General features: G+C 62.4%; 15 protein-coding genes. 4 read left to right on the top strand and 11 right to left on the bottom strand.

What is annotated here, in order from left to right; genetic code table 11:
- Nucleotides 1-922: 922 nt before the first annotated feature.
- From NXY83_RS17705 to eat, 5 genes are all read right to left on the bottom strand, one after another.
- A complete protein-coding gene (locus NXY83_RS17705) occupies nucleotides 923-1,702 on the bottom strand; it encodes a 3-oxoacyl-ACP reductase (protein ID WP_258803523.1) in 780 nt (259 codons plus the stop codon).
- A 28-nt stretch (nucleotides 1,703-1,730) separates the two neighbouring features.
- Nucleotides 1,731-3,098 carry an aldehyde dehydrogenase family protein gene (locus NXY83_RS17700; RefSeq protein ID WP_258803521.1) on the bottom strand — a complete coding sequence of 456 codons (1,368 nt, stop codon included), beginning with the start codon at nucleotides 3,096-3,098 and terminating at the stop codon, nucleotides 1,731-1,733.
- Nucleotides 3,079-3,840 carry a gamma-glutamyl-gamma-aminobutyrate hydrolase family protein gene (locus NXY83_RS17695; RefSeq protein ID WP_258803519.1) on the bottom strand — a complete coding sequence of 254 codons (762 nt, stop codon included), beginning with the start codon at nucleotides 3,838-3,840 and terminating at the stop codon, nucleotides 3,079-3,081. The genes NXY83_RS17700 and NXY83_RS17695 overlap by 20 nt, the downstream gene beginning before the upstream one ends.
- Nucleotides 3,821-5,203: a glutamine synthetase family protein gene (locus tag NXY83_RS17690; RefSeq protein ID WP_258803518.1), complete on the bottom strand. Its 1,383-nt coding sequence runs from the start codon at nucleotides 5,201-5,203 to the stop codon at nucleotides 3,821-3,823. The genes NXY83_RS17695 and NXY83_RS17690 overlap by 20 nt, the downstream gene beginning before the upstream one ends.
- A gap of 76 nt (nucleotides 5,204-5,279) precedes the next feature.
- On the bottom strand, nucleotides 5,280-6,719 hold the full coding sequence (gene eat, locus NXY83_RS17685; RefSeq protein ID WP_258803517.1) for an ethanolamine permease: 1,440 nt from the start codon (nucleotides 6,717-6,719) through the stop codon (nucleotides 5,280-5,282).
- A 203-nt stretch (nucleotides 6,720-6,922) separates the two neighbouring features.
- On the opposite strand from eat, the gene NXY83_RS17680 reads away from it, so the two are divergent.
- From NXY83_RS17680 to NXY83_RS17670, 3 genes are all read left to right on the top strand, one after another.
- A complete protein-coding gene (locus NXY83_RS17680; protein ID WP_258803516.1) occupies nucleotides 6,923-7,705 on the top strand; it encodes a FadR/GntR family transcriptional regulator in 783 nt (260 codons plus the stop codon).
- A 487-nt stretch (nucleotides 7,706-8,192) separates the two neighbouring features.
- Nucleotides 8,193-9,926 (top strand): ABC transporter ATP-binding protein, encoded by a 1,734-nt coding sequence (locus NXY83_RS17675; protein ID WP_258803515.1) that lies wholly within the window; start codon nucleotides 8,193-8,195, stop codon nucleotides 9,924-9,926.
- On the top strand, nucleotides 9,923-11,941 hold the full coding sequence (locus NXY83_RS17670; RefSeq protein WP_309484094.1) for an ABC transporter ATP-binding protein: 2,019 nt from the start codon (nucleotides 9,923-9,925) through the stop codon (nucleotides 11,939-11,941). Before NXY83_RS17675 ends, NXY83_RS17670 begins: the two co-directional genes overlap by 4 nt.
- Nucleotides 11,942-12,032: 91 nt before the next feature.
- Here NXY83_RS17670 and NXY83_RS17665 read toward each other — a convergent pair whose 3' ends face one another.
- The 4 genes from NXY83_RS17665 to NXY83_RS17650 all read right to left on the bottom strand — a co-directional run bounded on the left by NXY83_RS17665 (nucleotide 12,033) and on the right by NXY83_RS17650 (nucleotide 16,290).
- Entirely contained in the window at nucleotides 12,033-13,076 is a 1,044-nt protein-coding gene (locus tag NXY83_RS17665) for an RES family NAD+ phosphorylase (RefSeq protein ID WP_258803514.1), read from the bottom strand.
- A complete protein-coding gene (locus NXY83_RS17660) occupies nucleotides 13,073-14,059 on the bottom strand; it encodes a sce7725 family protein (RefSeq protein WP_258803513.1) in 987 nt (328 codons plus the stop codon). The genes NXY83_RS17665 and NXY83_RS17660 overlap by 4 nt, the downstream gene beginning before the upstream one ends.
- Nucleotides 14,059-14,931, bottom strand: a complete 873-nt coding sequence (locus NXY83_RS17655) for a sce7726 family protein (RefSeq protein ID WP_258803512.1) — start codon at nucleotides 14,929-14,931, stop codon at nucleotides 14,059-14,061. Before NXY83_RS17655 ends, NXY83_RS17660 begins: the two co-directional genes overlap by 1 nt.
- Before the next feature lie 477 nt (nucleotides 14,932-15,408).
- Nucleotides 15,409-16,290, bottom strand: coding sequence for a hypothetical protein (locus NXY83_RS17650; RefSeq protein WP_258803511.1), 882 nt, complete (start codon nucleotides 16,288-16,290; stop codon nucleotides 15,409-15,411).
- A 430-nt stretch (nucleotides 16,291-16,720) separates the two neighbouring features.
- Here NXY83_RS17650 and metH point away from each other — a divergent pair, with 430 nt between their 5' ends.
- Complete coding sequence (gene metH, locus NXY83_RS17645; RefSeq protein ID WP_258803510.1) at nucleotides 16,721-20,362, top strand: methionine synthase; 3,642 nt, start codon at nucleotides 16,721-16,723, stop codon at nucleotides 20,360-20,362.
- Here metH and NXY83_RS17640 read toward each other — a convergent pair.
- Together NXY83_RS17640 and NXY83_RS17635 are read right to left on the bottom strand one after the other, a co-directional pair.
- Nucleotides 20,352-23,240 carry an ATP-binding cassette domain-containing protein gene (locus NXY83_RS17640; RefSeq protein ID WP_258803509.1) on the bottom strand — a complete coding sequence of 963 codons (2,889 nt, stop codon included), beginning with the start codon at nucleotides 23,238-23,240 and terminating at the stop codon, nucleotides 20,352-20,354. The two genes, metH and NXY83_RS17640, sit on opposite strands and share 11 nt — an antisense overlap.
- Entirely contained in the window at nucleotides 23,237-23,803 is a 567-nt protein-coding gene (locus NXY83_RS17635; RefSeq protein WP_258803508.1) for a hypothetical protein, read from the bottom strand. The genes NXY83_RS17640 and NXY83_RS17635 overlap by 4 nt, the downstream gene beginning before the upstream one ends.
- Between the last annotated feature and the right edge of the window lie 173 nt (nucleotides 23,804-23,976).

The following is a 23,976-nucleotide window of genomic DNA, read 5'->3' as shown; positions in this document are numbered from 1 at the left end:
TGCCTCGTTTCCAGGGCACTGGTCCACGTGCCAGTATCGGCCACGGCTGCCCAGTTCGATTCCAGCAGCGCAAAAAGTGTCGTGTGCACGGTCTTTGCGTCAGCGAAACCTGCGTCGTTGACGAGCTTTTGTCCCCGCCTTCCGTGCCTTCCGGGTAGCAACGGGGATGACGCCGGCAGCCTGGATCCGCGCCCGCCGCCTGGACGCTGCCCGGCGGCTGCTCGAGACCACTGACCTGTAGATAGACCAGATCTCCGCCGACTGCCGATTCGGGAACGTGGTTACGGTGCGGCAAAACTTCGCCTTCTCCACGAGGCCACGGAATACCGGCGGCGCTTTCAGAGCGAGAATCGGCCGCCACGGCAAGTACTGTCGGTCGTTTCCGTGTTTCACTGATCCCTATGGCGCCGGTTACCGATCTTGCGATGTCCTTCAAGGGGAAAGCGGCCCGGGAGGCTAGTCTGCTGCCCGTTCTATACGTTTATTAGACACGATCTCCTCGCCGGGCAACGGTCAACACTGGGGAGCAGGACTGAGGAAGTTCGACGAGTTGGAGGTTGACGCTGTCCTTCTTATGGAGCATTCTTCTTTCGCCGATGCCGTGAAGTACGACCCATACGATGGATCCGTCTGGCATGGAGTCGTCAACGGTCCCGTAGCCTATGTCCACCCCCTCCTCCAGAATTTTTACGACCCGGCCGACCGCGAGGTGTCTCCATGAGACCCGCCGTGATTTTGGCATCAGAGCCTCCGCCATATGGCAAGGGAAGAGATCGTTTACAACGGCGTTCCTAGTCGGTTGGTGATCGATTTCTATGCGCTGCGACGCAGTTCCCGGGCTGACCTTGACTGCATCAGAGCCTGCGGTGACGAGTATCCGTGCCGGGCCACGGACCGAACGGGGCCCGGCACGGTTTGCGGCTTACTCAGGGGTAACGTACGCCCCGGCGATACCGCCGTCGACCAGGAAGGCTGATGCGGTGATGAACGAGGAGTCATCGCTGGCGAGGAACGCTACGGCGGCGGCGAGTTCTTCCGGCTCGGCGAACCGGCCCAGGGGGACGTGGACGAGGCGTCGTGCGGCCTTTTCTGGGTCCTTCGCGAAGAGTTCCTTCAGCAGCGGTGTGTTGACCGGCCCCGGGCAAAGGGCGTTGACGCGAATGCCTTGGCGAGCGAATTCAACACCCAGCTCGCGGCTCATGGCCAGTACCCCGCCCTTGGATGCGCTGTAGGAGATTTGCGAGGTCGCAGCTCCCATGACGGCTACGAAAGAGGCGGTGTTGATGATAGAGCCCTTACCCTGGGCCTGCATGTAGGGCAGAGCGTACTTGCAGCAGTAAAAGACGGAGGTCAGGTTGACTTCCTGGACTTTGCGCCAAGCATCGATACCCGTGTCGATGATCGACGCGTCGTCGGCGGGCGAAATTCCGGCGTTGTTGAAGGTGATGTCGACGCTTCCGTAGGTGTCGTTGGTTACGGCGTAGAGGTTCTTCACTTCTTCTTCGCTGGTGACGTCGACCTTTACGTAGAGACCGCCAACTTCCTCGGCCGCGCGCTGTCCTGAGGTTGAGTCCAGATCGGCGATGACTACGTTTGCGCCCTCGGCTGCGAAGCGGCGGGCTGTTGCGAGTCCGATTCCGCTGGCGCCGCCAGTGATGACAGCGCTGCGGCCCTTGAGGCGGTTAGAGATTACTTCAATCATTTTTTGACTTTCCTTATTTGTGGTGGCGTTACGGGTTGGTGGAGATGAAAACGTTTTTTATTTCAGTGAAGGCGTCGAGGGCGTCGGGCCCGAGTTCGCGTCCCAGCCCTGACTGTTTGAAGCCTCCAAAGGGGGTGGAGTAGCGCACTGAGGAGTGGGAGTTGACCGAGAGGTTCCCTGACTCAAGTCCTCGGGCCATCCTGAGCGCCCGTCCGACGTCCCGTGTCCAGATGGATCCTGAGAGTCCGTAGATTGAGTCGTTGGCGAGGCGGAGCGCGTCGGCCTCATCCTTGAAAGGAACGACGGCGACGACGGGACCGAAGATTTCTTCGTGCATAACCCGGTCGTCGCGGGAGGGCGTAAGGACGGTGGGTGGGAACCAGAAGCCCTTGCCGTCCGGGGCGGAGCCTTGGAAGGCGATGGAGGTGCTATCCGGGACATAGCTGGAGACTGTCCGGTGCTGGGCCGCAGAAATCAGTGGACCCATGAACGAAGCCTCGTCACTGGGATCCCCGACCTGCAGGGCTTTAACTACAGGCTCCAGGAGTCCGAGGAACTTCTCATAAACACTGTCCTGGACCAGGATCCGCGAGCGTGAGCAGCAGTCCTGTCCGGCGTTGTCAAAAGCGCCCCCTGGAGCCGCTGATGCAGCGGCTTCGAGGTCGGAATCGGCGAAGATGATGTTGGCGCTTTTGCCGCCCAGTTCCAGGGTGACGGGCTTGAGCTGGTCAGCGCAGCCGGCCATGATCCGCTTGCCGACGCCGGTTGAGCCGGTGAAGACAATTTTCCGGACGGCAGGATGGGTGACGAATCGTTCCCCGACTATTGAACCCTTACCCGGGATGATTTGCAGGACGCCTTCCGGAAGCCCTGCTTCCTTGGCCAGCTGTCCGAGTCGGATGGCGGTCATTGGCGTCAGTTCGGCCGGTTTCAGAACGACGGTGTTGCCGGCAGCCAGGGCGGGGGCGAAACCCCATGCTGCGATGGGCATGGGAAAGTTCCAGGGGACGATAACCCCAACGACTCCGAGGGGTTCGTGGAAGGTCACATTTACCCCGCCAGCTACTGGAATCTGCTGGCCGAGATGCCGTTCAGGGGCCGCGGAGTAGTAGGTCAGGACATCGCGGACATTCCCGGCTTCCCACCGGGCGTTGCCGATGGTGTGCCCGGCATTGCGTACCTCCAGCTGGGCAAGGTTTTCCAGGTCGGCGTCCACTGCGGAGGCGAATCTGCGCAGTAAGAGTGCCCTGTCTGCAGGGGCGACGTGGCGCCAGGTTTCGAAGGCTGCAGCCGCTTTTTCGATGGCCCTGTCTGTGTCCTCCAACGAGGCAAGGGATATCGTCTCGATGACATCTTCGGTGGCTGGGTTTAGTACATCAAACGTGCTGGTGGACATTGACCGGACTCTCCGTTCGTTCGTTGCGGTAGTTGCGTGCTGCTTCGACGAATCCGTTGAATAGCCGAAGGTCGTCTGGATTTTGTTCGGGGTGGAACTGTACGCCCAGGACCCATCCTCCAGATGTGGTTTCCAGGGCTTCGACTGTGCCGTCAGCTGCTGCTGCGGTGACGCGCAGGCCATCGGCGATGTTGTCCATGGCCTGGTGGTGGTAGCACGGGGCGCTGGCGCGGGGACCGAGCAGATCTTGGGAGATGCTTCCCGGAGCCGTGGTGAATTCGACAGTGCCGAAAACACCTGGTGCTGGCTGGTACTGGGCTTCAGGATTGATGTCGGGGATGTGTTGGATGAGCGAACCGCCCAGTGCCACGTTTAGGATTTGGGCTCCCCGGCAAATGGAAAAGAGCGGAAGTTCCGCGGCCAGCGCGGCCCGGGTCAGCGCGATGTCGTGAAGGTCCCGATGGGGCTGCGCTCGTGTGAGCTCGTGCGCTTCTGCCCCGTAGTTCTCCGGCCCGACGTCGCTTCCCCCGGAGATAATGAGCCCGTCAAGCAACTCAACAACTGTAGGGTCCGTACCCACAGGCGGCAGAAGGATGGGCGTGCCACCGGCAGCCACTACAGCCTGGACATAAGTCCCGGGGAGGACGGCGGCATCGGATTTCCAGACCCCCCACGAGGCTTCCTGGTAGTAGGTGGTCAGGCCGATTCGGGGACGGTAAGTGTTAGAGGCGTTCGAAGGCACGCTTGCGCTCCCAATCCGTGATTGCGCTGTCGAAGGCTTTGATCTCGATGGCGGCGGCGTGCGCGTAGTGGTCCACCACTTCATCGCCGAAGGCCTTGCGGGCGATCTCGCTGTTGATCAGCAGTGCGCGGGCTTCCCGCAGGGTTGTCGGAATGCGGTCTGCATCCGACTGGTACGCATTGCCGGTTGTGATGGGTTCCAGGGGGAGCTTGTTTTCGATGCCGTGGATGGCACCTGCAATGAGGGCAGCAGCGGCGAGGTACGGGTTGACGTCTCCGCCCCCTACCCGGTTTTCGACCCTCAGGCTGGGGCCACGGCCGACCACGCGCAGAGCACAGCTGCGGTTGTCCAGTCCCCATGCGATGGCGGTGGGCGCGAAGCTGCCCTCAACAAACCGCTTGTAGGAGTTGATGTTCGGTGCGAGGAAGTATGACAGTTCCTGCATGACGGCAAGCTGTCCGGCCATATAGTGCTCCATGACAGGGCTGAAGCCATGTTGACCGTCTCCGGCCAGCACAGGGTTGCCGTCCAAGTCTGTCAGGCTGAAGTGAATGTGGCAGGAGCTGCCTTCACGCTCGTTGTATTTGGCCATGAACGTGATGCTTTTACCGTGCTGGGCTGCAATCTCTTTAGCGCCATTCTTGTAAAAGGCGTGGTTGTCGCAGTTGGTAAGTGCTTCTGCGTACCGGAAAGTGATTTCCTGTTGCCCCAGATTGCATTCGCCTTTGGAGGATTCGACTATGAGGCCTGCTTTTTCCATGCCCGTTCGGATGCTTCGAATCACCGGTTCCAGCCGGGCCGTGGCCAGGAGTGAGTAATCCAGGTTGTAGCGGGTCGAGGGGGTGAGGCCTTCGTATTTCTTGTCCCAGGCCTCCTCGTAGGTGTCATCGAACATGATGAACTCGAGCTCTGTACCGATGTGGGCGCGGTAGCCCAGGGCTTCCAGCTTTTCGACCTGCGCGCGGAGAATCTGGCGTGGTGACTGGCTGACGGGGCGGCCGTCAAGCCAAAGAACGTCACACAGGATCATGGCCGTACCCTCCAGCCATGGGACCAGGCGCAAAGTGGAGAGGTCAGGGCGCATGACCATGTCGCCGTAGCCGTTTTCCCACGAGGACATGGCGTAACCGTCCTGGGTCGTCATCTCCACGTCCACCGTGAGGAGGTAGTTGCATCCTTCAGCGCCGTGGCCCAGTACGTCTTCGAGGAAGGACCGGGCTCCGCAGCGCTTTCCCTGCAGGCGGCCCTGGGAGTCAGTGATGGCGACGACTACGGTGTCAATCTCGCCAGAGGCTACCTTTTCCCTCAGTTGCTCGACGCTCAGCTGAGCGTTAGCGGGATTTCCTGCGGTTTCGTGTGTCATTTTTGTTTCCGTAACTTCCGTCTTGGTCAATAGGGGAGGGTTTGGGTGCGGGTTATCGACCCAGCAAGGGGATTATTCAGCTTTTAAGCTCGGCCTCGGCTGCAGCCAGTTGCGCGAATTCCTCTTCCGGGGCCCCTGCGACAACCCGGTGCCGGCTGTAGAACCAGTAATAGAGGAGGGCAGCGCCGAAAAGTGCAGCCGTGATGGATGCAGCGAAGACGTCGACAACGAAGGTGGCGATGACGGCCACAGCAGCAAGGACAAGCGCGATGGCGGTGGTGACCACCCCGCCGGGAGTCCGGTATCCGCGGGGGAGATCCGGTTCTTTCCTTCGCAGCACGATGTGGGAGAGATTAAGCAGGACATATGAGACGGTGGCGCCGAACACGGCGATGTTGATCAGCAGAGCGCCGTTGCCTGTGGTGGCGGCCAGGATAAAGCCTATGGTGCCGGGAACGATGAGCGCCCAATAGGGTGTGCGTCGTTTGCCTGTCAGTGACATCCATTTCGGGAGGTATCCGGCCCGCGATAGTGCAAAGAGCTGCCGTGAGTAGGCGAAGATGATGGAGAAGAAACTGGCCACCAGACCTGCCAGTCCCGCGTAGTTAACGAAGTCGGCAAGAATGGTGTTGCCGCCGTAGGCCAGGCGGAGTGCTTCCGGCAGGGGATTGTCGGATCCGCTCATCGCCGACGCGCCGGCCGCACCGGGAACCAGAATGAGCATCAGTGAACCGAAGATGACCAGGATCAACACGGCGACGATGATGCCGCGGGGCATGTCTTTCTTCGGATTCGCGGTTTCCTCGGCCGCCAGGGGCACGCCTTCGACTGCGAGGAAGAACCATATGGCGTAAACGAGTGCTGCGAGGACCCCGCTGATGCCCATGGGAAGAAAAGCGCTCGATGTGGGGGAGCCGTCGGGAACGATGTCAAAAAGGTTTGCCGGATTGAAGTGCGGGATCAAGCCGATGACGACAGCGGCCAGGGCCACGACCGCCACGGCAGTGATCGCGAAAATCATCTTCAACGCCTCGCCCACACCGCGCAGATGGATTCCGATGAAGACGGCATAGGTGACCAGGTAAACCGGCCAGGAGTTCGTGAGTCCGAACAGTCCCAGCGCCTCTATGTATCCCCCGATGAAAATTGCAATGGCGGCCGGTGCAACGGCGTACTCGATGAGCACCGCCATACCCGTAGCGAAACCACCAAGCGGGCCCAGTGCCCTACGCGCGAAACCGTACCCGGCACCAGCGGCCGGCAAGGTGGAGGAAAGTTCCGCTAAACCGAACACCATGCAGGTGTACATGATGCCCATAAGCACAAATGCGATGAGAAGCCCGCCCCACCCGCCCTGCGCTAAACCAAGGTTCCAACCCGCGAAATCTCCAGAAATAACGTACGCAACACCCAGTCCTGCCAGCAGCACCCATCCGGCAGCGCCACGCTTCAGCTGGCGGTGCTCAAGATAGCCGATGTCGTCTTTGACAGGCTTGTTCGAATGCGAAGGTGTCATACTGTTTGCCTTCTTCCAAGATGTTAATGGTCTATTTACAGTCCATAAGTCTGGAAACAGTGTGGGTCAGGTCACGCCCCAGAGTCAAGCCCTCAACGTTCACGGAGCCGTCATTAGCCTTCGACGCTGTTCCATTCTCCGCACGAGCGCTCAGCGCGACAGGCATCTATAGGTATTTTTCTATACCGGAATATGATTGACGTATGGAAGAGGCCTCGTTCGAAACACCAGCCCGGTTCCTTCGCCCTGTCAGGAGTGGGAACGCCTTCGAAGAAACGATCGAGCGGCTGCTCCAGAACATCAAGCTGGGACTGTTCAGCGCGGGAGCCAAATTGCCGGCAGAGCGCGAGCTTGCTGAGTTGCTGGGCGTATCACGGGCCACCTTGCGCGACGCCCTGGCGGAGCTGCAAAAGGCGGGCTACGTAGAAGTTCAGCGCGGCAGATACGGTGGCACCTACGTCGCCAAGCGCCGCTTCGTGGATCCCGGGCGCTCCGCCGGCCTCAATCCGGACGAGGTCGAGGACGTGCTCACATTTCGCAGTGTCCTGGAACCCGCGGCTGCGTCACTGGCTGCCAAGGCCCGACTTTCTCCCGCGCAACGCCGGCATTTGCTGGACACTCTGGCCGAGGTAGCATCAGCACCTTCGGACCTGTACCGGCCCAAGGACGCCAGATTCCACGTAGCCATCGCCGAAGTAGCGGGTTCACCAAGCCTGGCGGCCGCAGTGGCAGATGTTCGGGCGCGAGTGAGCGACCTGTTGGACCGTATTCCCTTTCTGGAGCCCAACCTGGAGCATTCGAACCGACAGCATCAAGCCATTGTGGACGCTATCCTGCGCGGTGATGATGAAGCGGCTTTCAAAGCTACCCAGGACCACCTGGAAGGAACCGCTTCGCTGCTGAACGGATTCCTCGGATCTCCAGATACGGCGCCGAAGCCGCCGAATTCCCGTGCCGGCCCCTCAATCGCCGACGTGCTCAATTGACACTCCAGCCGGCGCTCCCATAGGGGAGACCGATGGCGGGATATCCATCGCCTTCCGGGATGTGTCCGGTCCTCTGCGGCATATCGGATCGCGCGAACAACGTACGCAGTTAAATGGAGTAGCCGCTGTCTCCCTGGTGTTGGGGGTGAGGGGCGGCTACTTCATCTTTATGGACCCCAAGATCCTTTGTGGCCTCAGCTGGCCACTGACATCCGAAGGAGACGTTTTTCCCGCTGCACAACGGGATCAGGGACAGGGGCTGCGGCCAGAAGCCTCGGGAGTCAGCGGACCTCGACGGGCTGGTCTCGTTCTTCCTTGCGCTGCCCGTGACATGGACATCGGCCCGGCCGAGATGTCACGCACCGCGCTGACTGATGCTGCAGAGACAGCACTGGACAAGTGGTCACAGCAAACCCCAAAGTCCCAGCCTCCGGACGTAAACTGACCCTCGCACCACGTTTTGTGGACACCGTGTCAGGAGCCGCCATTGCTCTGGAAACTGCTTGTTGAATACCTCCGGCCGCACCGGCCGCTGCTGGCCGCCGTCGTGGTGTTCCAGCTGGCGCAGTCCATCGCGTCCCTATACCTGCCCACGCTGAACGCGGACATCATCGACGAGGGCGTGGCCAAGGGAAACATCGGCTACATCCTGAGCCTGGGCGCCGTGATGCTGGCGATCACCCTGCTGCAGATCGTGTGCGCGGTGATCGCGGTCTACTTCGCGGCGAAGGCGGCAATGGGCGTGGGCCGGGACCTTCGAGCAGCCATCTTCGCGAGGGTGGGGGAGTTCTCCGAGCAGGAAGTCACTAGGTTCGGCGCATCAAGCCTCATCACAAGGTCCACCAACGACGTCCAGCAGGTCCAGCAGCTGGTCCTCATGTCCGCCACCATGCTGGTCACCGCGCCCATGCTCAGCATCGGCGGGGTGATCATGGCGGTACGGCAGGACGTGCAGCTGTCCTGGCTGATCGCCGTCGCCGTCCCGGTGCTGCTGATCGCCGTTGGACTGATCACCGTCCGGATGGTGCCGCTGTTCCGCAAGATGCAGAAGCGGATCGACACCGTGAACCGCGTCCTCCGCGAACAGCTCACCGGCATCCGCGTGGTCCGCGCCTTCGTCCGGGAGGACATCGAGACCGAACGCTTTGCCCGTGCCAACGAGGACGTCACGGACACCGCCCTCCGCGCCGGCCGGCTGATGGCGCTCGCGTTCCCGATGGTGATGCTGGTGCTGAACGTCTCCAGCGTCGCCGTGATCTGGTTCGGCTCGTTCCGCATCCAGGACGGCTCCATGCAGGTGGGCACGCTCATCGCGTTCCTGAGCTACCTGCTGCAGATCCTGATGTCCGTCATGATGGCCACGTTCATGGCCGTGATGATCCCGCGCGCCGCCGTCTCCGGGGACCGGATCGGCGAGGTGCTGCGGACCGAGTCGAGCGTCCGGCCGCCAAAGAACCCCCTGAGCAGCGACGTGCGCCGCGGCGAGTTGGAAATGCGCGACGTCGGATTCGCCTACCCGGGTGCCGACCAGCCCGTCCTCTCCGGGATCAGCTTCACCGCCAGGGCAGGGCAGACGACGGCAATGATCGGCAGCACCGGGTCCGGCAAGACCACCCTGGTGAACCTCATGCCCCGGCTGTTCGACGCCACCAGCGGGGCAGTAAGGATGGACGGCGTGGACGTGCGCGAGCTGCACCCGGACCTGCTCTGGGGGCACATCGGCCTGGTCCCGCAGCGGCCCTACCTGTTCAGCGGCACCGTGCGCAGCAACCTGCTCTACGGCAAGCCGGACGCCACTGAGGAGGAGCTCTGGGAAGCGCTCCGCATCGCCCAGGCCCGAGACTTCGTGGAGCGGATGGAGGAAGGCATGGACGCGCCCATCAGCCAGGGCGGCACCAACGTCTCCGGTGGGCAGCGGCAGCGGCTGGCCATCGCCCGGGCCCTGGTGAAGCGGCCCGAGCTGTACATCTTCGACGACTCGTTCTCCTCGCTGGACACCGGCACCGACGCCCGCCTCCGCCAGGCCCTCAAGCGCAGCACCGCCGGCGCCACGCTGGTGATCATCGCCCAACGCGTCTCCAGCATCGTGGATGCTGACCAAATTCTAGTGCTCGACGACGGCAGGATCGTGGGGCGCGGAACGCACAGTGAGCTGCTGGAGACCTCGGAGACGTACCGCGAAATCGTCTCCTCCCAGCTGGCGGCGGAGGAAACGGTATGAGCCCGGAAGCCACTCCCGGAACCGGCACCAAAGCCGCACCGGGCTCCACAACCGGAAGCGCCGACGTCGTACGCATTCCCCGCCCGGCAGGCGGACCGGGGAGGGGCGGACCGTTCGCAGGGATGAACGTCCCGGCGGAGAAGCCGATGAACTTCTGGCCGTCCGCCAAACGCCTGCTGGGAAGGCTGCGGCCGGAACGGGCGTGGCTGCTGCTGGTGTTCGTCACGGCGGTGGCCGGCGTGGCGCTCTCGGTGATCGGGCCGCGTCTGCTGGGGGAGGGCACCAACCTGATCTTCGCCGGGGTGGTGGCCCGGGACCTGCCGGCCGGGACCACCAAGGAGCAGGTGATCGCGCAGCTGCGGGCGGCGGGGGAGAACCAGCAGGCGGACATGCTCACGCCCATGGCGCTGACGCCGGGGCAGGGGATCGACTTCGCCGCGGTGGGGAACGTGCTGACGTGGGCGCTGGTGCTGTATGTCCTGTCGTCGGCGTTTATGTGGGTGCAGGCGTATGTGCTGAACGGGGTGGTGCAGCGGACGGTGTTCGGGCTGCGCGGGGAGATCGAGGCGAAGATCCACCGGCTGCCGCTGCGGTATTTCGACTCAATCCAGCGCGGCGAGCTGCTCAGCCGGGTGACCAACGACGTGGACAACATCTCCCAAAGCCTGCAGCAGACCATCAGCCAGGCGGTCACGTCCGTGCTGACGGTGCTGGGCGTGCTGGTGATGATGTTCATCCTTTCGCCCACGCTGGCACTGATCGCGCTGGTGACCATTCCGCTGACGCTGGGGATCACGGCGCTGATCGCCAAGCGCTCGCAGAAGCTGTTCGTGGCGCAGTGGAAGAACACGGGGGAGCTGAACGGGCAGATCGAGGAGACGTACACCGGGCATGCGCTGGTGAAGGTGTTCGGCCGGCAGCGCGAGGTGGAGGAGCGGTTCCGGCAGAAGAACGCGGAGCTGTACCAGGCGAGTTTCGGGGCGCAGTTCATTTCCGGGCTGATCATGCCGGCCATGACGTTCATCGGGAACCTGGTGTACGTGGGGATCGCGGTGGTGGGCGGGCTGCAGGTGGCGTCCGGGGCGATGCAGCTGGGCGACGTGCAGGCGTTCATCCAGTACTCGCGGCAGTTCACCATGCCGCTGGCGCAGCTGGGGTCCATGGCCAACGTGCTGCAGTCCGGGGTGGCGTCCGCGGAGCGGGTGTTCTCGTTATTGGACGAGGACGAGGAATCGGTGGAGCCTGCCCCTTCTGCCGGGCCGGTGTTCGGGCGGGGACGGCTGGTGTTCGAGGACGTGACGTTCTCCTACTCGCCGGACAAGCCGTTGATCTCTGGGCTGTCTTTGGTGGCGGAGCCGGGGCAGACGGTGGCTATTGTGGGGCCCACAGGGGCGGGCAAGACCACCTTGGTGAACCTGATGATGCGGTTTTATGAGCTGGATGAGGGGCGGATAACGCTCGACGGCGTCGACGTTACCTCGGTGCCCCGGCGCGAGCTGCGCTCGCGGCTGGGGATGGTGCTGCAGGATACGTGGCTGTTCGGCGGGACGATCCGGGACAACATTGCGTACGGCCGGCCTTCTGCTTCGGAGGACGAGATCCTGGAGGCGGCGCGGGCTACGTACGTGGACCGGTTCGTGCGGTCGTTGCCTGACGGGTACGACACCGTGCTGGACGACGAGGGTGCGAACGTGTCCGCGGGGGAGAAGCAGCTGCTGACGATCGCGAGGGCGTTCCTTGCCCGGCCTTCTGTGCTGATCCTGGACGAGGCGACTTCTTCGGTGGACACCCGGACCGAGGTGCTGGTGCAGAAAGCGATGAGCGCCCTGCGGTCGGACCGGACTTCATTTGTTATCGCCCACCGACTGTCCACGATCCGCGACGCCGACCTCATCCTGGTGATGGAGGCCGGCCAGATCGTGGAGCAGGGGACGCATGCTTCGCTGCTGGCTGCGGGCGGGGCTTACGCGCGGCTGTACGAGGCCCAGTTCGCGGCTCCGGTGGCGGAGGTTTAGCCATGTGGCCAGTGAACCATGCGTTGACTCGCAGCATGATGCCTCGGAGTATCTGCCTGCCAGAATGTGGTGGATGACGCAGACCGTCCTGCTACATCTCGATTTGCCTTAGGCTGAATTCATCGCGGACTATTAAGTACAGGTCGACCTTCTCGTCTGCGGCTACTCTTTCAGTACCGAACAGAACGAGATTTGTGCCGTTTTCATTCAGGGTGCTTGGGTACATTACCCCGTGCAGCCCGAGGTGTTTTGCATACTCGCATAGAAACTGAGTAGCGATATAATCCATTTGCACGTCAACGCTTCTGGCCGGGATCGATATCTCACCCCGCAGCCTTTTCAAGAATGAGCGGGCTTGAAGATAGTTAGAGACATCACCCTCTGTCGTGAACGGATTGATGGAATCGACTACCGCCAGATCCAGTACGTTCAACTCTGAGGTTACTCTGAAAGTTGCAATAGACACGAAACCATTTAGACCGACTCGGCATTCCGCCGCACACGTTTCTGGATCAGAAGCCACGTAGAGGTGTGGTATTCCGATTGGGTTTCCGCGCCCTCCAGAAGCAACACGGGCCGGGGGCATGCCCATCTCGCTGATATCGAAAGGAACAGAGCGGCCTGTCGGGCGCCCGCGAAAATAGGGCTTGCCCACCTCAACGGTTCGGCTGTTCTTCAATATCACCTCACCTAAGAAATCTAGCGATTCAGCTGGGAGATCGCGGGGAGGGAAAAATCTGTTGGTTGTAGTCAGATGACGAACATACCGGTCCCATGTGTCGATGTGGTCGATTTGATCTGACGTCGTCCGCCGCTGCGATAGGACAGCGCCGTCTAATAGGGGATGGGGAGTAGTGAAAGCAGATTGCAGGAACGCCCGGATCCGAGGAAGTTCGTCGAAAGAAAAAATATCCCAGTCACTTTTGACGAGGGCTTCAATGGGTTGGCCCAGCCCGGATTGGGCAACTTCATACTTGTCCAATAAGCTCGCGAACTGGTTCTCCCAAGTGGAAATGTCCCAAACCATACCGTCAGAGGCAATTGGGGCACAAAAATCACAAACACCATGATTTGGACGTTTTGCCGCAACATCTATGGGACCTGCGCCGTTGAAACATGCACGGCAAGCCTTCATTTTTGTTCCAGCGCCTTCTGCATCACATAAATGTGATTTTGTATGGAGACCTTCTTGAGAGTACCGAGCCCGGGGAAACCACCGGTGGACTCATAGAAACGAAACTTCTCGACGGCAGGATTTTGAAGTTCGCGATCGTCTGCGAATCTGACAAGCTTTGCCACCGCTTCGGAGAACTTACCTGCCGTATCGGCAGCGTCGAGGTTTGAGTCTGAAGCGAAGTGTCTTATGTAAAGTGGGCCCGAGGATTCCCTCTGATAAGTCAGATGAAGCACCACCGCCCGCGGGAGCCGACCGCCGTCCTGATAGCCGTCCCCGATAGTTTGAAAGTCGGAAATTCCCACAAAACCATCTTCTTCAAAATAGAGATGGTCATCAGAAAAGAGCTGCTCGGGCAGATCTACGTAGTCAATATTCCGCATTTGTTTGGGGAAATGATCCTGCCACTTGACTAAGGGGACAGCGCCCCAATCACTTCGGTATTCTGCATAGTCCGCCAGGGTCCGGTAGCGACGCGTCGCATCTTGTGAATCAACAAATTGTGCGGCCACGGTATGTTTATCAAAGATCTTAAATAAATCAGACGCGTCATCCGGGAAGTCCCGGTGCAAAAGAGAGACAGACGAGTTTGCGACACTAAGGCTGGTAAGGTCGGAAAGAATCTGAGCAATTGGCATACCTGCCGTTACTAAGATGCCGAGGTTTATATAGGCGAATAAGTGGGGCCGGTCGTTAAGGAAAGTCACCATGTCACGAGTAGAGTCAGGCTCGCCAGCTAAATGTCCAACTTGCGGGTTTACGATTATCGTGGACGGTAACCCACGTTTATGTAGTTCTAAGATGCACCGTTCGAGTCCTCCGCCGTCGATATCCCTTACCGGCTCAATTACAGGGTGAACAAGCTCCGAAAGTGTTTCATCCTGTGCCATCTCCTTGATCGCTAAAAGCTCAAACTGTTTCCCTCGCAAATATGGGTAGTACATCAGTCAACGGTGCCTCTCAGCCATCGGTCAATCCGCTCATAATGTGAACGGGCGGGGTCCAACTGCAAGTAAACATACCTCAGTGGGTGACAAGGAGTGTCCAAGGCGAGGCTCGGTTCGCGTGGTTTTCTCGCCCTTAGCGCATCCTCGAAGTGTCGCTGATAGATGACCGGGTCGATTGATAGTGCCATATCCAGGCACTGCGAGAAATGCTGTGTACTGGGGACTGATGGCGATCTGCCGAAGTGGCGAATCAAGACCTCGGTGTACTCCTTCTTGCGGAGCGCCTTCATCATCGTGGTCACGTCCAAGCTCGAAGTATTGGACTTTGCGACTTTCTTGACCGAAAGACGATGCTTGGAGGTTAGTGCCAACAAGCCGACATCTGTCCCTGCTACAAGTTCAGAGTAGTTATCGACCATCGACTCATGGACAACAACGTTGATCTTCCGGAAAACCTTCCGATAGTCAGAAATTTGTTTGGTCAGCTTTGCGCTGGAATCCAGTTCGGTCTTAATCTCATATGCGGTGGCTTCGCCATTTATGATCACTGTGTCGACGCAAGAATTTCCAACGGAAAATTCATTTACCAAGGTGGCTGTACGCAACGTGTGGCGGCCCAGTAGGATTTTGTTGACAATAGTGGACTTGTAGACGTGTTCGTTTCGATAAGTCTTGCGAAGAACGCCATCCAGAATTTCTAGGGCTTCGTGGCGCGTAATTCCAGAGGGTATTATCCGCTCTCTCGCCATGGAGAGGAGAAGCCCCTCTGCTTGTCTAGGGACTTCTCCGTTCATGACCTGCCGCAGTGTTGAAGAGGAGAATATGGGTACCGCTCTTCTCCCGACGAGTGGATTGACTGCGGCGGTCACGTCTCCTCCTCAGTCTGGTTCATGCATACAGTCTAGGCATGAGCGGGTTCTCAATCGCTCCTCGCCAGACGGCGACGGTGGTTGAACGCCATAGTCCATCTGAGGTCTGACAAGCGTGTGGAGTTGTCTGCCTAGGACGCACTCTCCGCAGCGGTTAAGAACAATCCTCCCGATTGACACTCCATTTCCGGGCAAAACACTGGAGGCCGCGGGGCCGGTCAAGGGCGAGATAGAGAAGTCTCTGCTGTCATATGCCGACATCTGCCCTCACCGGACGGACGGCAATCAGAGTGGCGGTAAACGGAAGCGGCAAGTTGGAGTGCCTGTTGGTCGGGACTAACGGTTTTGCGGCGTTGGTCTGTCCGATACGTGTTGGACGGTACAGCTAATAGTTCTCAGCACCTCATAGGCCTGGAGTGGTTGCATCCCCAGGGCTCCCTACGATAGGGCGTCGAAGGTGCCCCGCCCAGCAGCACGTCAGCCGAGGCGATTGCTGGCTTTTAGTAGGAATACAATCAGGGACCCCATCCGTGCGAACAGGTAGTCCTGGGCTTCTTTTGGCACTGGGTGTTTGTCGGTTTCATGATGGCGAATCATGAACTGGTTGCCAAAATCGGTTAGGGCTTTCATCTCGGTGCTAGTGAAGGCCTTGAATTCGCTGCTAGCAATGTGATCCAGCAGAGCGTTGGCGCTCTGCTTTTTGTTTCCTAGGACATCTATTGTCTTTAGGCGTTCGAAGCCATCCCACAGCTTCTCTAAGGCCAAAGCCCGATCACCCTGTTTGTGAGAAATATAGAGAGCCTTGGCGCGCAGAAGCAGGTCGTCCAAATCTGGATCGCCACTCGCAGGTGTCATCTGCGCGATGACCTGTTGTACCGCTGGCGTGCCGATTCGGACGATCTGCAAATTCGGACTCAGCTCATACATCGTTCCTCCCCGCCGAAGGATCTGGTTGACCTCTTCCCGGAACTCCTTCCGGCCGGCAGCTTGGTCAAAAGTGAGCTCATGGTGCCCCAGGTAGCTGTGATAGACACCTTGGACTGGCTTTGAGAGCTTGCTCGCCGCATATTCCATGAGGTCGAATACGGCACCATCAGGCTGAATGGGAGATACGCCCCACTTCTCTTCCTCCAGTTGCGGAACTAAAGCACGTACATTGCCCCAAAGCCCACTGAAATTTGTGCCAGCGACACCTTTGCCGTCCTGGCATTGCTCCGGAAAATGGTTAGCAAACCAATGGCCATCTGCCTTCGATTTGAACAGCTCATAAAGCCCCCGGGATGTAGGTTCGGGAAGATTGTCGTGGATCCTGGGGGCGGGACCGTTCATTCTGTCGGTAAAGAAGTCTTGAGAAACCATTTACCCATTGTGGCAGCAGCGGTCCGGTTACCGGTGGAGGCGCAAAGCTACTGTTTCTGACCTTGCTAGTGAAGCTGCGACGATGACGCAGGTGGCCCGGGTGAGTTTGGACTACATAGGCGACTGGACGAGACTGAACGGACTCACCTCAGGGACTTCGCGTCCCGCGGCTTAGTAAGGCCATCCCCCCTTTATGGGATTGGAAGTAGCTATCTCAGAGTCGTGCGTTGTGGCGTTCTGGTCGCGACTGGTTGCCTAGCGACAACAGCAACAGCTTAAGTGGCGCCGTACTCGCATCCGCCCAAGGTTGGCCCGTCGTCGCCCTGCTTTAGAAATTACCGCTGCCGGCTGTAGGCAGAGGCACCTACCCCCGTCGTAGCACACAGAAACACGAAGCAATGTTTCGGCGTGCCGCCCGTAACCTGTTTAGATGCCTCGTTTTGCGCTTGATATTGAGTCCGTCCCCCGCCCTGCCCGCTCGCAGGAGCTGCTGGACGCGGTGAACCACCGTGTCGTCATTGCCGACGGCGCCATGGGCACCATGCTGCAGGGACGTGAGCTGTCGCTCGAGGACGACTTCCTAGGCTTGGAAGGCTGCAACGAGATCCTCAACGACACCCGCCCGGATGTCCTCGCGGACATCCACGACGCGTACTTCGCCGTGGGCATCGACGCTGTCGAAACCAACACCTTCGGCGCCAACTGGTCAAACCTCTCCGACTACGGCATCGACGACCGGATCGAAGAACTCGCCCGCAAGGGTGCCGAGATCGCCCGCGAACGTGCCGAGGCGGCAGAAAAAACAGACGGACGGATGCGCTGGGTCCTCGGCTCGATGGGCCCGGGCACCAAGCTCCCCAGCCTCGGCCACACCAGCTACGACTACCTCAAGCAGACCTTCGCCCTGCAGGCCGAGGGCCTCATCGACGGGGGAGCGGACGCCTTCCTCATCGAAACCAGCCAGGACCTCCTGCAAACCAAGGCCGCCGTCAACGGCTGCAAGCAGGCCATCGTCACCCGCGGCATCCGGCTCCCCATCTTCGTCGAAGTGACCGTCGAAACCACCGGAACCATGCTGATGGGATCCGAAATCGGCGCCGCGCTCACCGCGCTCGAGCCGCTCGGCGTCGACGCCATCGGCCTGAACTGTGCCACCGGCCCGGATGAGATGAGCGAGCACCTGCGCCACCTCTCCAAGCAGTCCTCCGTGGCCATCGCCTGCATGCCCAACGCCGGCCTGCCCGTCCTTGGCGCCAACGGCGCGCACTACCCGCTCTCACCCACCGAACTCGCCACCGCGCACGAGCAGTTCGTGCGCGAATTCGGCCTGGGCCTGGTGGGCGGCTGCTGCGGTACGACGCCGGAGCACATGGCCGCCGTCGTCGAACGCCTTGCGCCCTTCCGCACCCGCAAGACGAACGCCGACAGCAACGGCGCCGCCCGTGTCCCCACCGAACGCGAAGCCGGCGTCGCCTCCCTTTACCAGCACGTCAACTTCGACCAGGACGCCTCCTACCTCGCCATCGGTGAGCGCACCAACGCGAACGGTTCAAAGGCGTTCCGCCAGGCGATGCTCGAAGAGCGCTGGGACGACTGCGTCGATATCGCCCGCGAGCAGATCCGCGTCGGCGCGCACCTGCTGGACGTCTGCATCGACTACGTGGGGCGCGACGGCGTGGCCGACATGAAGGAGATCGTCTCACGCTTCGCGTCGGCCTCCACGCTCCCTCTGGTCATGGACTCCACCGAACCGGCCGTACTTCGGGCCGGGCTCGAACACATCGGCGGCCGCCCGGTGGTCAACTCCGTCAACTATGAGGACGGCGACGGCCCGGACAGCCGCTTCGCGCGCATCATGCCGCTCGTGAAGGAACACGGAACCGCCGTGATCGCCCTGACCATCAACGAAGAGGGCCAGGCACGCACCACCGAGGGCAAGGTGGCCATCGCCTCCCGCCTCGTCGACGCCCTGGTGGGCGAATGGGGGATGCGCGTCGAGGACATCATCGTCGACTGCCTGACCTTCCCCGTCGCCACCGGCCAGGAAGAGACCCGGCGCGACGGCATCGAAACCATCGAGGCCATCCGCCAGATCACCGCGAAGTACCCCGGGATCAACACCACGCTCGGCGTTTCGAACGTGTCCTTCGGCCTGAACCCGGCAGCGCGCGTCGTCCTGAACTCCGTGTTCCTGCACGAGGCCGTGCAGGCGGGCCTGACCAGCGGCATCATCGACGCCGCCAAGATCGTGCCGCTCGCCTCACTGCCGGAGGAGCAGCGCAAGGTTGCCCTGGACCTCGTCTGGGACCGCCGCGAATACGACGCCGACGGCAACACCACCTACGATCCGCTGGCCATCATGCTGGACATGTTCGCCGGCGTCGACACCGCAGCGCTCAAGGACCAGCGCGCCGCGGAACTCGCGGCGCTGCCCACGGGCGCGCGCCTGGAACGGCGCATCATTGACGGCGAAGGCAAGGGCCTTGAAGCGGACCTCGACCTGGCCCGCAGTGAGGGCATGACCCCGCTCGGCATCATCAACGACCACCTGCTCGAGGGCATGAAGGTTGTGGGCGAGCGCTTCGGCGCCGGCGAGATGCAGCTGCCGTTCGTGCTGCAGTCCGCCGAGGTGATGAAGAACGCGGTGGCCCTGCTCGAGCCGCACATGGAGAAGTCTGACTCCTCCGGCAAGGGCACCATGGTGATCGCCACCGTGCGCGGCGACGTGCACGACATCGGCAAGAACCTGGTGGACATCATCCTTACCAATAACGGCTACAAAGTGGTCAACATCGGCATCAAGCAGGGGATCGCCGAGATCATGGCCGCAGCGGAGGAGCACGACGCTGACGTGATCGGCATGTCCGGGCTGCTGGTGAAGTCCACCGTGGTGATGAAGGAGAACCTCGCGGAGTTGCAGTCCCGCGGCCTGGCCAAGAAGTGGCCCATCATCCTCGGTGGGGCAGCCCTGACACGCGCCTACGTGGAGCAGGACCTGGCGGAGCAGTTTGACGGAACCGTCAGGTACGCCAAGGACGCCTTCGAGGGCCTCGCCCTCATGGACCCGCTGGTCCGCGTCGCCCGCGGCGAGTCGCCGGACGACGTCGGCCTTCCGCCGCTGAAGAAGCGCATCCACAAGGGAGGCGCGAAGTTCACGGTGACCGAACCGGAAGCGATGCCTGGCCGTTCCGACGTCGCCGCCGACAACCCCGTCCCCGCGCCGCCGTTCTGGGGCACGCGCATCGTCCGCGGCGTCTCGCTCCACGACTACTCGGCGTTCCTCGACGAGCGCGCCACCTTTATGGGGCAGTGGGGGCTCAAGCCCGGCCGCGGCGAGGACGGCGCCTCCTACGAGGAACTGGTGGAACGCGAGGGCCGGCCGCGCCTGCGCTACTGGCTGGACCGCATCCTGGGCGAGGGAATGCTCGATGCATCAGTCGCGTACGGCTTCTTCCCCGTGGTCTCCGAAGGAGAACAGGTGGTGGTGCTGCACCACGATACGGATCCCGACGGCGTCCTTGGCACCGCGGGCCTGCTCGCCCCCGACGGTGGTTCAGGAGGTCCGATCGGCACTGATCGGCTGCGTTTCGACTTCCCGCGGCAGCGCCGCGACCGGCACCTGTGCCTGGCCGACTTTGTGAAGTCGCGCGAATCCGGCCAGATTGACGTGCTGCCGGTGCAGCTGGTCACCGCCGGCTCGAAGATCGAGGAGTTCACCTCCAAGATGTTCGCCGCCAACCAGTACCGCGACTACTACGAGCTCAACGGCCTGGTCATGCAGCTCACCGAGGCGCTTGCCGAGTTCTGGCATGCCCGGATCCGCAAGGAGCTGGGTTTCGGGGCCGAGGAGCCCAAGGACACGGCAGGGTACTTCAAGCTCGAATACCGCGGTGCGCGGTTCTCCCTCGGCTACCCCGCATGCCCGGACATGGAGGACCGCCGCAAGGTGACGGAGCTGCTGAAGCCCGAGCGGATGGGCGTAGTCCTCAGCGATGAGCTGATGCTGCACCCCGAACAGTCCACCGACGCGTTCGTGTTCCACCACCCGGAGGCGAAGTACTTCAAGGTGTGAGTTGAAGCGGGTCTCTGGCTCGGGTCGATTGAGCCTGCGCGGCGTGCCGGCCGGCGCTTCCGCCCGGGCTGGAGACCGGCTTCACCCGCCGGAACGCTGCGAGGACGGCCCGACCCACCACAGCGATTCCGATGATCGTGGTGACTGCCCGCAGAGTGTCCCAGCCCGCCGTCGACGTCAGCAGCGAGTAGAGCAGGAAGCTGCTGAGGTTGGTGCCCAGCGGGGCGCCGGGCTCGTAGGAGATGCCGGTGCCGGCGCCCACCGCGAAGGGCCAGAACCACAGGTTGAGCAGCAGTCCGAAAAGGTAGGACGCCACGGCGCCGTAGCCGCACAGCATCCACAGTTCGGCTTTGCCCCGCACCCGGCGGGGGAGCAGCCCTGCGCCCGCGCCCACCCATGCGCAGGCGAAGATCTGGAATGGCGTCCACGGCCCAATGCTGCCCCACAGGGCGCTTGAGACAGCGATGGTGGCGGCGCCGAGGAGCAGCCCGAAACGGGGACCGAAGGCCCGGCCGGCCAGGATCAGCAGGATAAAGACAGCTTCCACGCCCCCGACGCCGGTGCTCGCCACCCGCACCGCCGTACCTACTGCGGCCAGGACGCCGAGCAGTGCCACCGTGTGTGCGGAGCGGACCGATCCGTCGACGGACACGGCGATGGCCACGACGGCGAGCGGCGCAATGGCCAGCGCCGCGTAGGGGAGTGCCGCGGCGGCATCCTGCGGGAGGGCCGCAGCGAGCAGCGGCCAGCAGAAGGCTGCGAGGGCCAGCAGGTTTGCCACTGCGAGGATGGCGAGCTCGACGCCGCGGGGCATCCGGATGCGGGGCTTTCGTTCCCCGGCCTGGCGGTGTGTATCTTCGTCCGCGACCCGTGGTTCCCATCCGGCACCTGGCTGGCTTGGGGACAACAGGGGCGGCTCAGGGACTTTGGGCGGCGCGGAGGAGGGCGCGACGCCGTCATGCATCGGGAGGATCCGGGCGCCGAGGCCGTGGGCGAAGTCGAGGTCGTGGGTGGCGATCAGGACCGCGGTGCCGGCGTCCGCTGCAGCCCGGAGCGCCGCCGAGACTGCTGCTCGAGCTGCGGGATCGAGCCCGCGGGTCGGCTCATCGATCAGGAGAACCTCGGGTTCGTCCATGGTCTGCAGCGCGATGGCAAGGATCCTGCGCTCTCCTGCAGAGAGGTCCCGGGGATGCTCGTGCCCAATGGGAATCCGGACGTCTCCCCGCAAACGGGCAAGGTGTGCAGCTGCGGAACCAGCCGGGGGCTGTTCGCCGTTCTTTCCGCGCGCCTGGCGACGTTCCACCGCGCGGAGCTCTGCCGCGACGGTATCGCGTGTGAAGAGGTCGTCCGAGGCGTCCGGCACGAGGGCGACCCGGCCGCCGTCGACCCTGCCGCCGTCGGCCGTGCTGTTACTGCGCGTGCCTTTACCGACCTTGCCCTCACCGCCCGTTCCCTCACCCAGGGCGAGCGCGACCAGGAGGGATGACTTCCCGGCTCCGTTCGGCCCCACCAGGGCGACCACTTCACCGCGGTGCAGGGTCAGGGACGCTTCGCGCACGAGGGGATTGCCCTTGCGGTGCACGGCGAGGTTAGTCGCCATCAGCACGGGCGTGGAATTCGTGGGCTCTGCCGGGATCGGACCTGCCGTAGCAAGGGCAGAAGGCGACGGTGCGGTACCCGGTACCAGGGCGCCGTCGTCGATGGTCCACCACGCGTCGGCAACGGGCACGAGCGCTTCCGCCCGGTGCTCCGCCACGATGACGCAGACACCGGCATCGCGGGCGAGGGCGCTAAGCGCGGCGATGACGCGTCCGCGCGCCATGGTGTCCAGGTCGGCCAGGGGCTCATCAACCAGGAGCAGGGCCGGATGATCCACCACTGCGGCGGCGATGGCCACGAGGGTCGCCTCACCCGCCGAGAGGGTGCTGACATTCCGGTCCAGCAGCTCCGACACTCCAATGCGCTCCGCAACCGCCATCACTCGCGCCTTAGAGGCAGCGGATGCCATGCCGCGCAGCTCAAGGGCGAGGGAGATTTCGTCCCGGACCCGGGTGCTGGCGAAGGCTGCACGGGGATTCTGCAGGACGACGCCGATGAGGCAGGCGGTGTCGCGCGGCGGCGTGGCGGCACGGTCCGTTCCGGCGACGCGCACGGTGCCGGAAATCTCTCCGCCGTCAACGTGTGAGAGGAGGCCGGCGATACCCCGCAGGACGGTGGACTTGCCGGAGCCCGTCGGCCCGGTAATGACCGATATTGACCCGCTCGACGGCGTGAATTCTGTTACGCGCACCTGCGCATCACCAATGCGGAACTGTGCGTCGCGGACGAGGACCGGCGCTTCGGAAGCACTGAAGGGTTGGTGCGCTACCCGGCTCCCGAACCCGCGCAGTTCCAGGGCCGCGGCAACCCGGCTCGCGTGTTCAAGGGTGCGCTCAAGCACGGGCACCAGGGCGCGGGGTCCGAACCGTTCGCCCCGCAAGCGGAACGCCAGGCGTACGGAGGCCACGGCGTCGGCAAGCGCCGGGAGCGCGGCCCACGCCACAACGAGCGTCCGGGCCAAGCCCTGCATGGGGCCGCGGCGGGCCAGGTGCACGAAGCCGCGGGCCACGTCCACGCAGGCGTTGAGCAGGCCGAAGCCGAGGATCATCCCGGCAATCGGCAGGGCGGACAGGACTGCCTCCCACAGGCCAGGTGCCGTTACCGGACCGAGGAAGACCACATGGGCGAATGGGGCAGGCAGTCGCATCGCCGGGAGGTTGAGCAGAACCGGTGCACCAATGCCCGCCCCGTTGAAAAGGATGCGGTAGACGACCCGCGCCGCGACGAAGACGACGGCGAGGGCCGCCGCTGCGCGTAACGGCGCGGGTCGGAAGGTCATGCCTTGGGGGTGGCCGGTTCGCCGTCGACCGTGAAGAGCAGTTGCAGGCTCTCGCCGGGGCTCACCTTGAGGGTGGCGAGGCCTTCCTGGGCATAGGCCCAGTCCCCGGCGTCCGGCTTAACCCAGAGAGCCCAGTAGGCAAAGGCCGCGGGCGTATCTTTGCATTCTTCCTTATACGTGCCGGCCTTGTGCACAATGTCGAAGTCCGCGGCGGGCACACCGTTCACCCGGCACACGAGTTCAGTGGGGTATTGCTCAGTGCCCTCGGTCTTCACGTTTGCCTCGTCGAGGATCTCGGAAGCCACGGTCGGCTCGGTCACGGGCACGCAAGTGGAGGTATCAGCGGCAGCCTGCTTCACGGCGCCCGAGTCCACAATGACCTTCACGCCGTCGCAGGGCTCGGAAGCGGCGGCAGATGAAGCCGTTGCCGTGGAAGCCGGTGACGCCGGTGCAGAGGCAGTTGGCTGGTTGGCGGCCGGAGTGGAACAGGCGGCGAGGGAAAACAGGAGACCTGCGGCGGCGAGGGAGCTCGCGGCGGCGGTACGAATCTTAGTCAAAGTCACCTGTTAAGGGTAGGGCGTTGCTTGTCCGGATTTGGATGCCGTGGCGTTGTGTGACGTTGGGCTTCAAGCCAGCCGGCAGGCGCCCCGATCAAAACAAAGCGGACGACGGCGGGAGGTCCCGCCGTCGTCCGCTTCATACCCTTCCGGCCCTTCCGGTGGCATGGATCAGGGTT

This window comes from Pseudarthrobacter sp. NS4 (genome assembly GCF_024758005.1).
GTDB lineage: Bacteria > Actinomycetota > Actinomycetes > Actinomycetales > Micrococcaceae > Arthrobacter.
Note: the sequence above shows the minus strand (reverse complement) of the source record. Positions and strands in the feature narration are given on the sequence as shown.

Excerpts from the sequence above, each read along its gene's own strand:
- NXY83_RS17665 (WP_258803514.1), bottom strand. The coding sequence starts at position 13,076 with ATGAAGGCTTGCCGTGCATGTTTCAACGGCGCAGGTCCCATAGATGTT.
- NXY83_RS17680 (WP_258803516.1), top strand. The coding sequence starts at position 6,923 with ATGGAAGAGGCCTCGTTCGAAACACCAGCCCGGTTCCTTCGCCCTGTC.
- NXY83_RS17690 (WP_258803518.1), bottom strand. The coding sequence starts at position 5,203 with ATGACACACGAAACCGCAGGAAATCCCGCTAACGCTCAGCTGAGCGTC.
- NXY83_RS17640 (WP_258803509.1), bottom strand. The coding sequence starts at position 23,240 with ATGACCTTCCGACCCGCGCCGTTACGCGCAGCGGCGGCCCTCGCCGTC.
- eat (WP_258803517.1), bottom strand. The coding sequence starts at position 6,719 with ATGACACCTTCGCATTCGAACAAGCCTGTCAAAGACGACATCGGCTAT.
- NXY83_RS17700 (WP_258803521.1), bottom strand. The coding sequence starts at position 3,098 with ATGTCCACCAGCACGTTTGATGTACTAAACCCAGCCACCGAAGATGTC.
- NXY83_RS17670 (WP_309484094.1), top strand. The coding sequence starts at position 9,923 with ATGAGCCCGGAAGCCACTCCCGGAACCGGCACCAAAGCCGCACCGGGC.
- NXY83_RS17660 (WP_258803513.1), bottom strand. The coding sequence starts at position 14,059 with ATGTACTACCCATATTTGCGAGGGAAACAGTTTGAGCTTTTAGCGATC.
- metH (WP_258803510.1), top strand. The coding sequence starts at position 16,721 with ATGCCTCGTTTTGCGCTTGATATTGAGTCCGTCCCCCGCCCTGCCCGC.
- NXY83_RS17705 (WP_258803523.1), bottom strand. The coding sequence starts at position 1,702 with ATGATTGAAGTAATCTCTAACCGCCTCAAGGGCCGCAGCGCTGTCATC.
- NXY83_RS17650 (WP_258803511.1), bottom strand. The coding sequence starts at position 16,290 with ATGGTTTCTCAAGACTTCTTTACCGACAGAATGAACGGTCCCGCCCCC.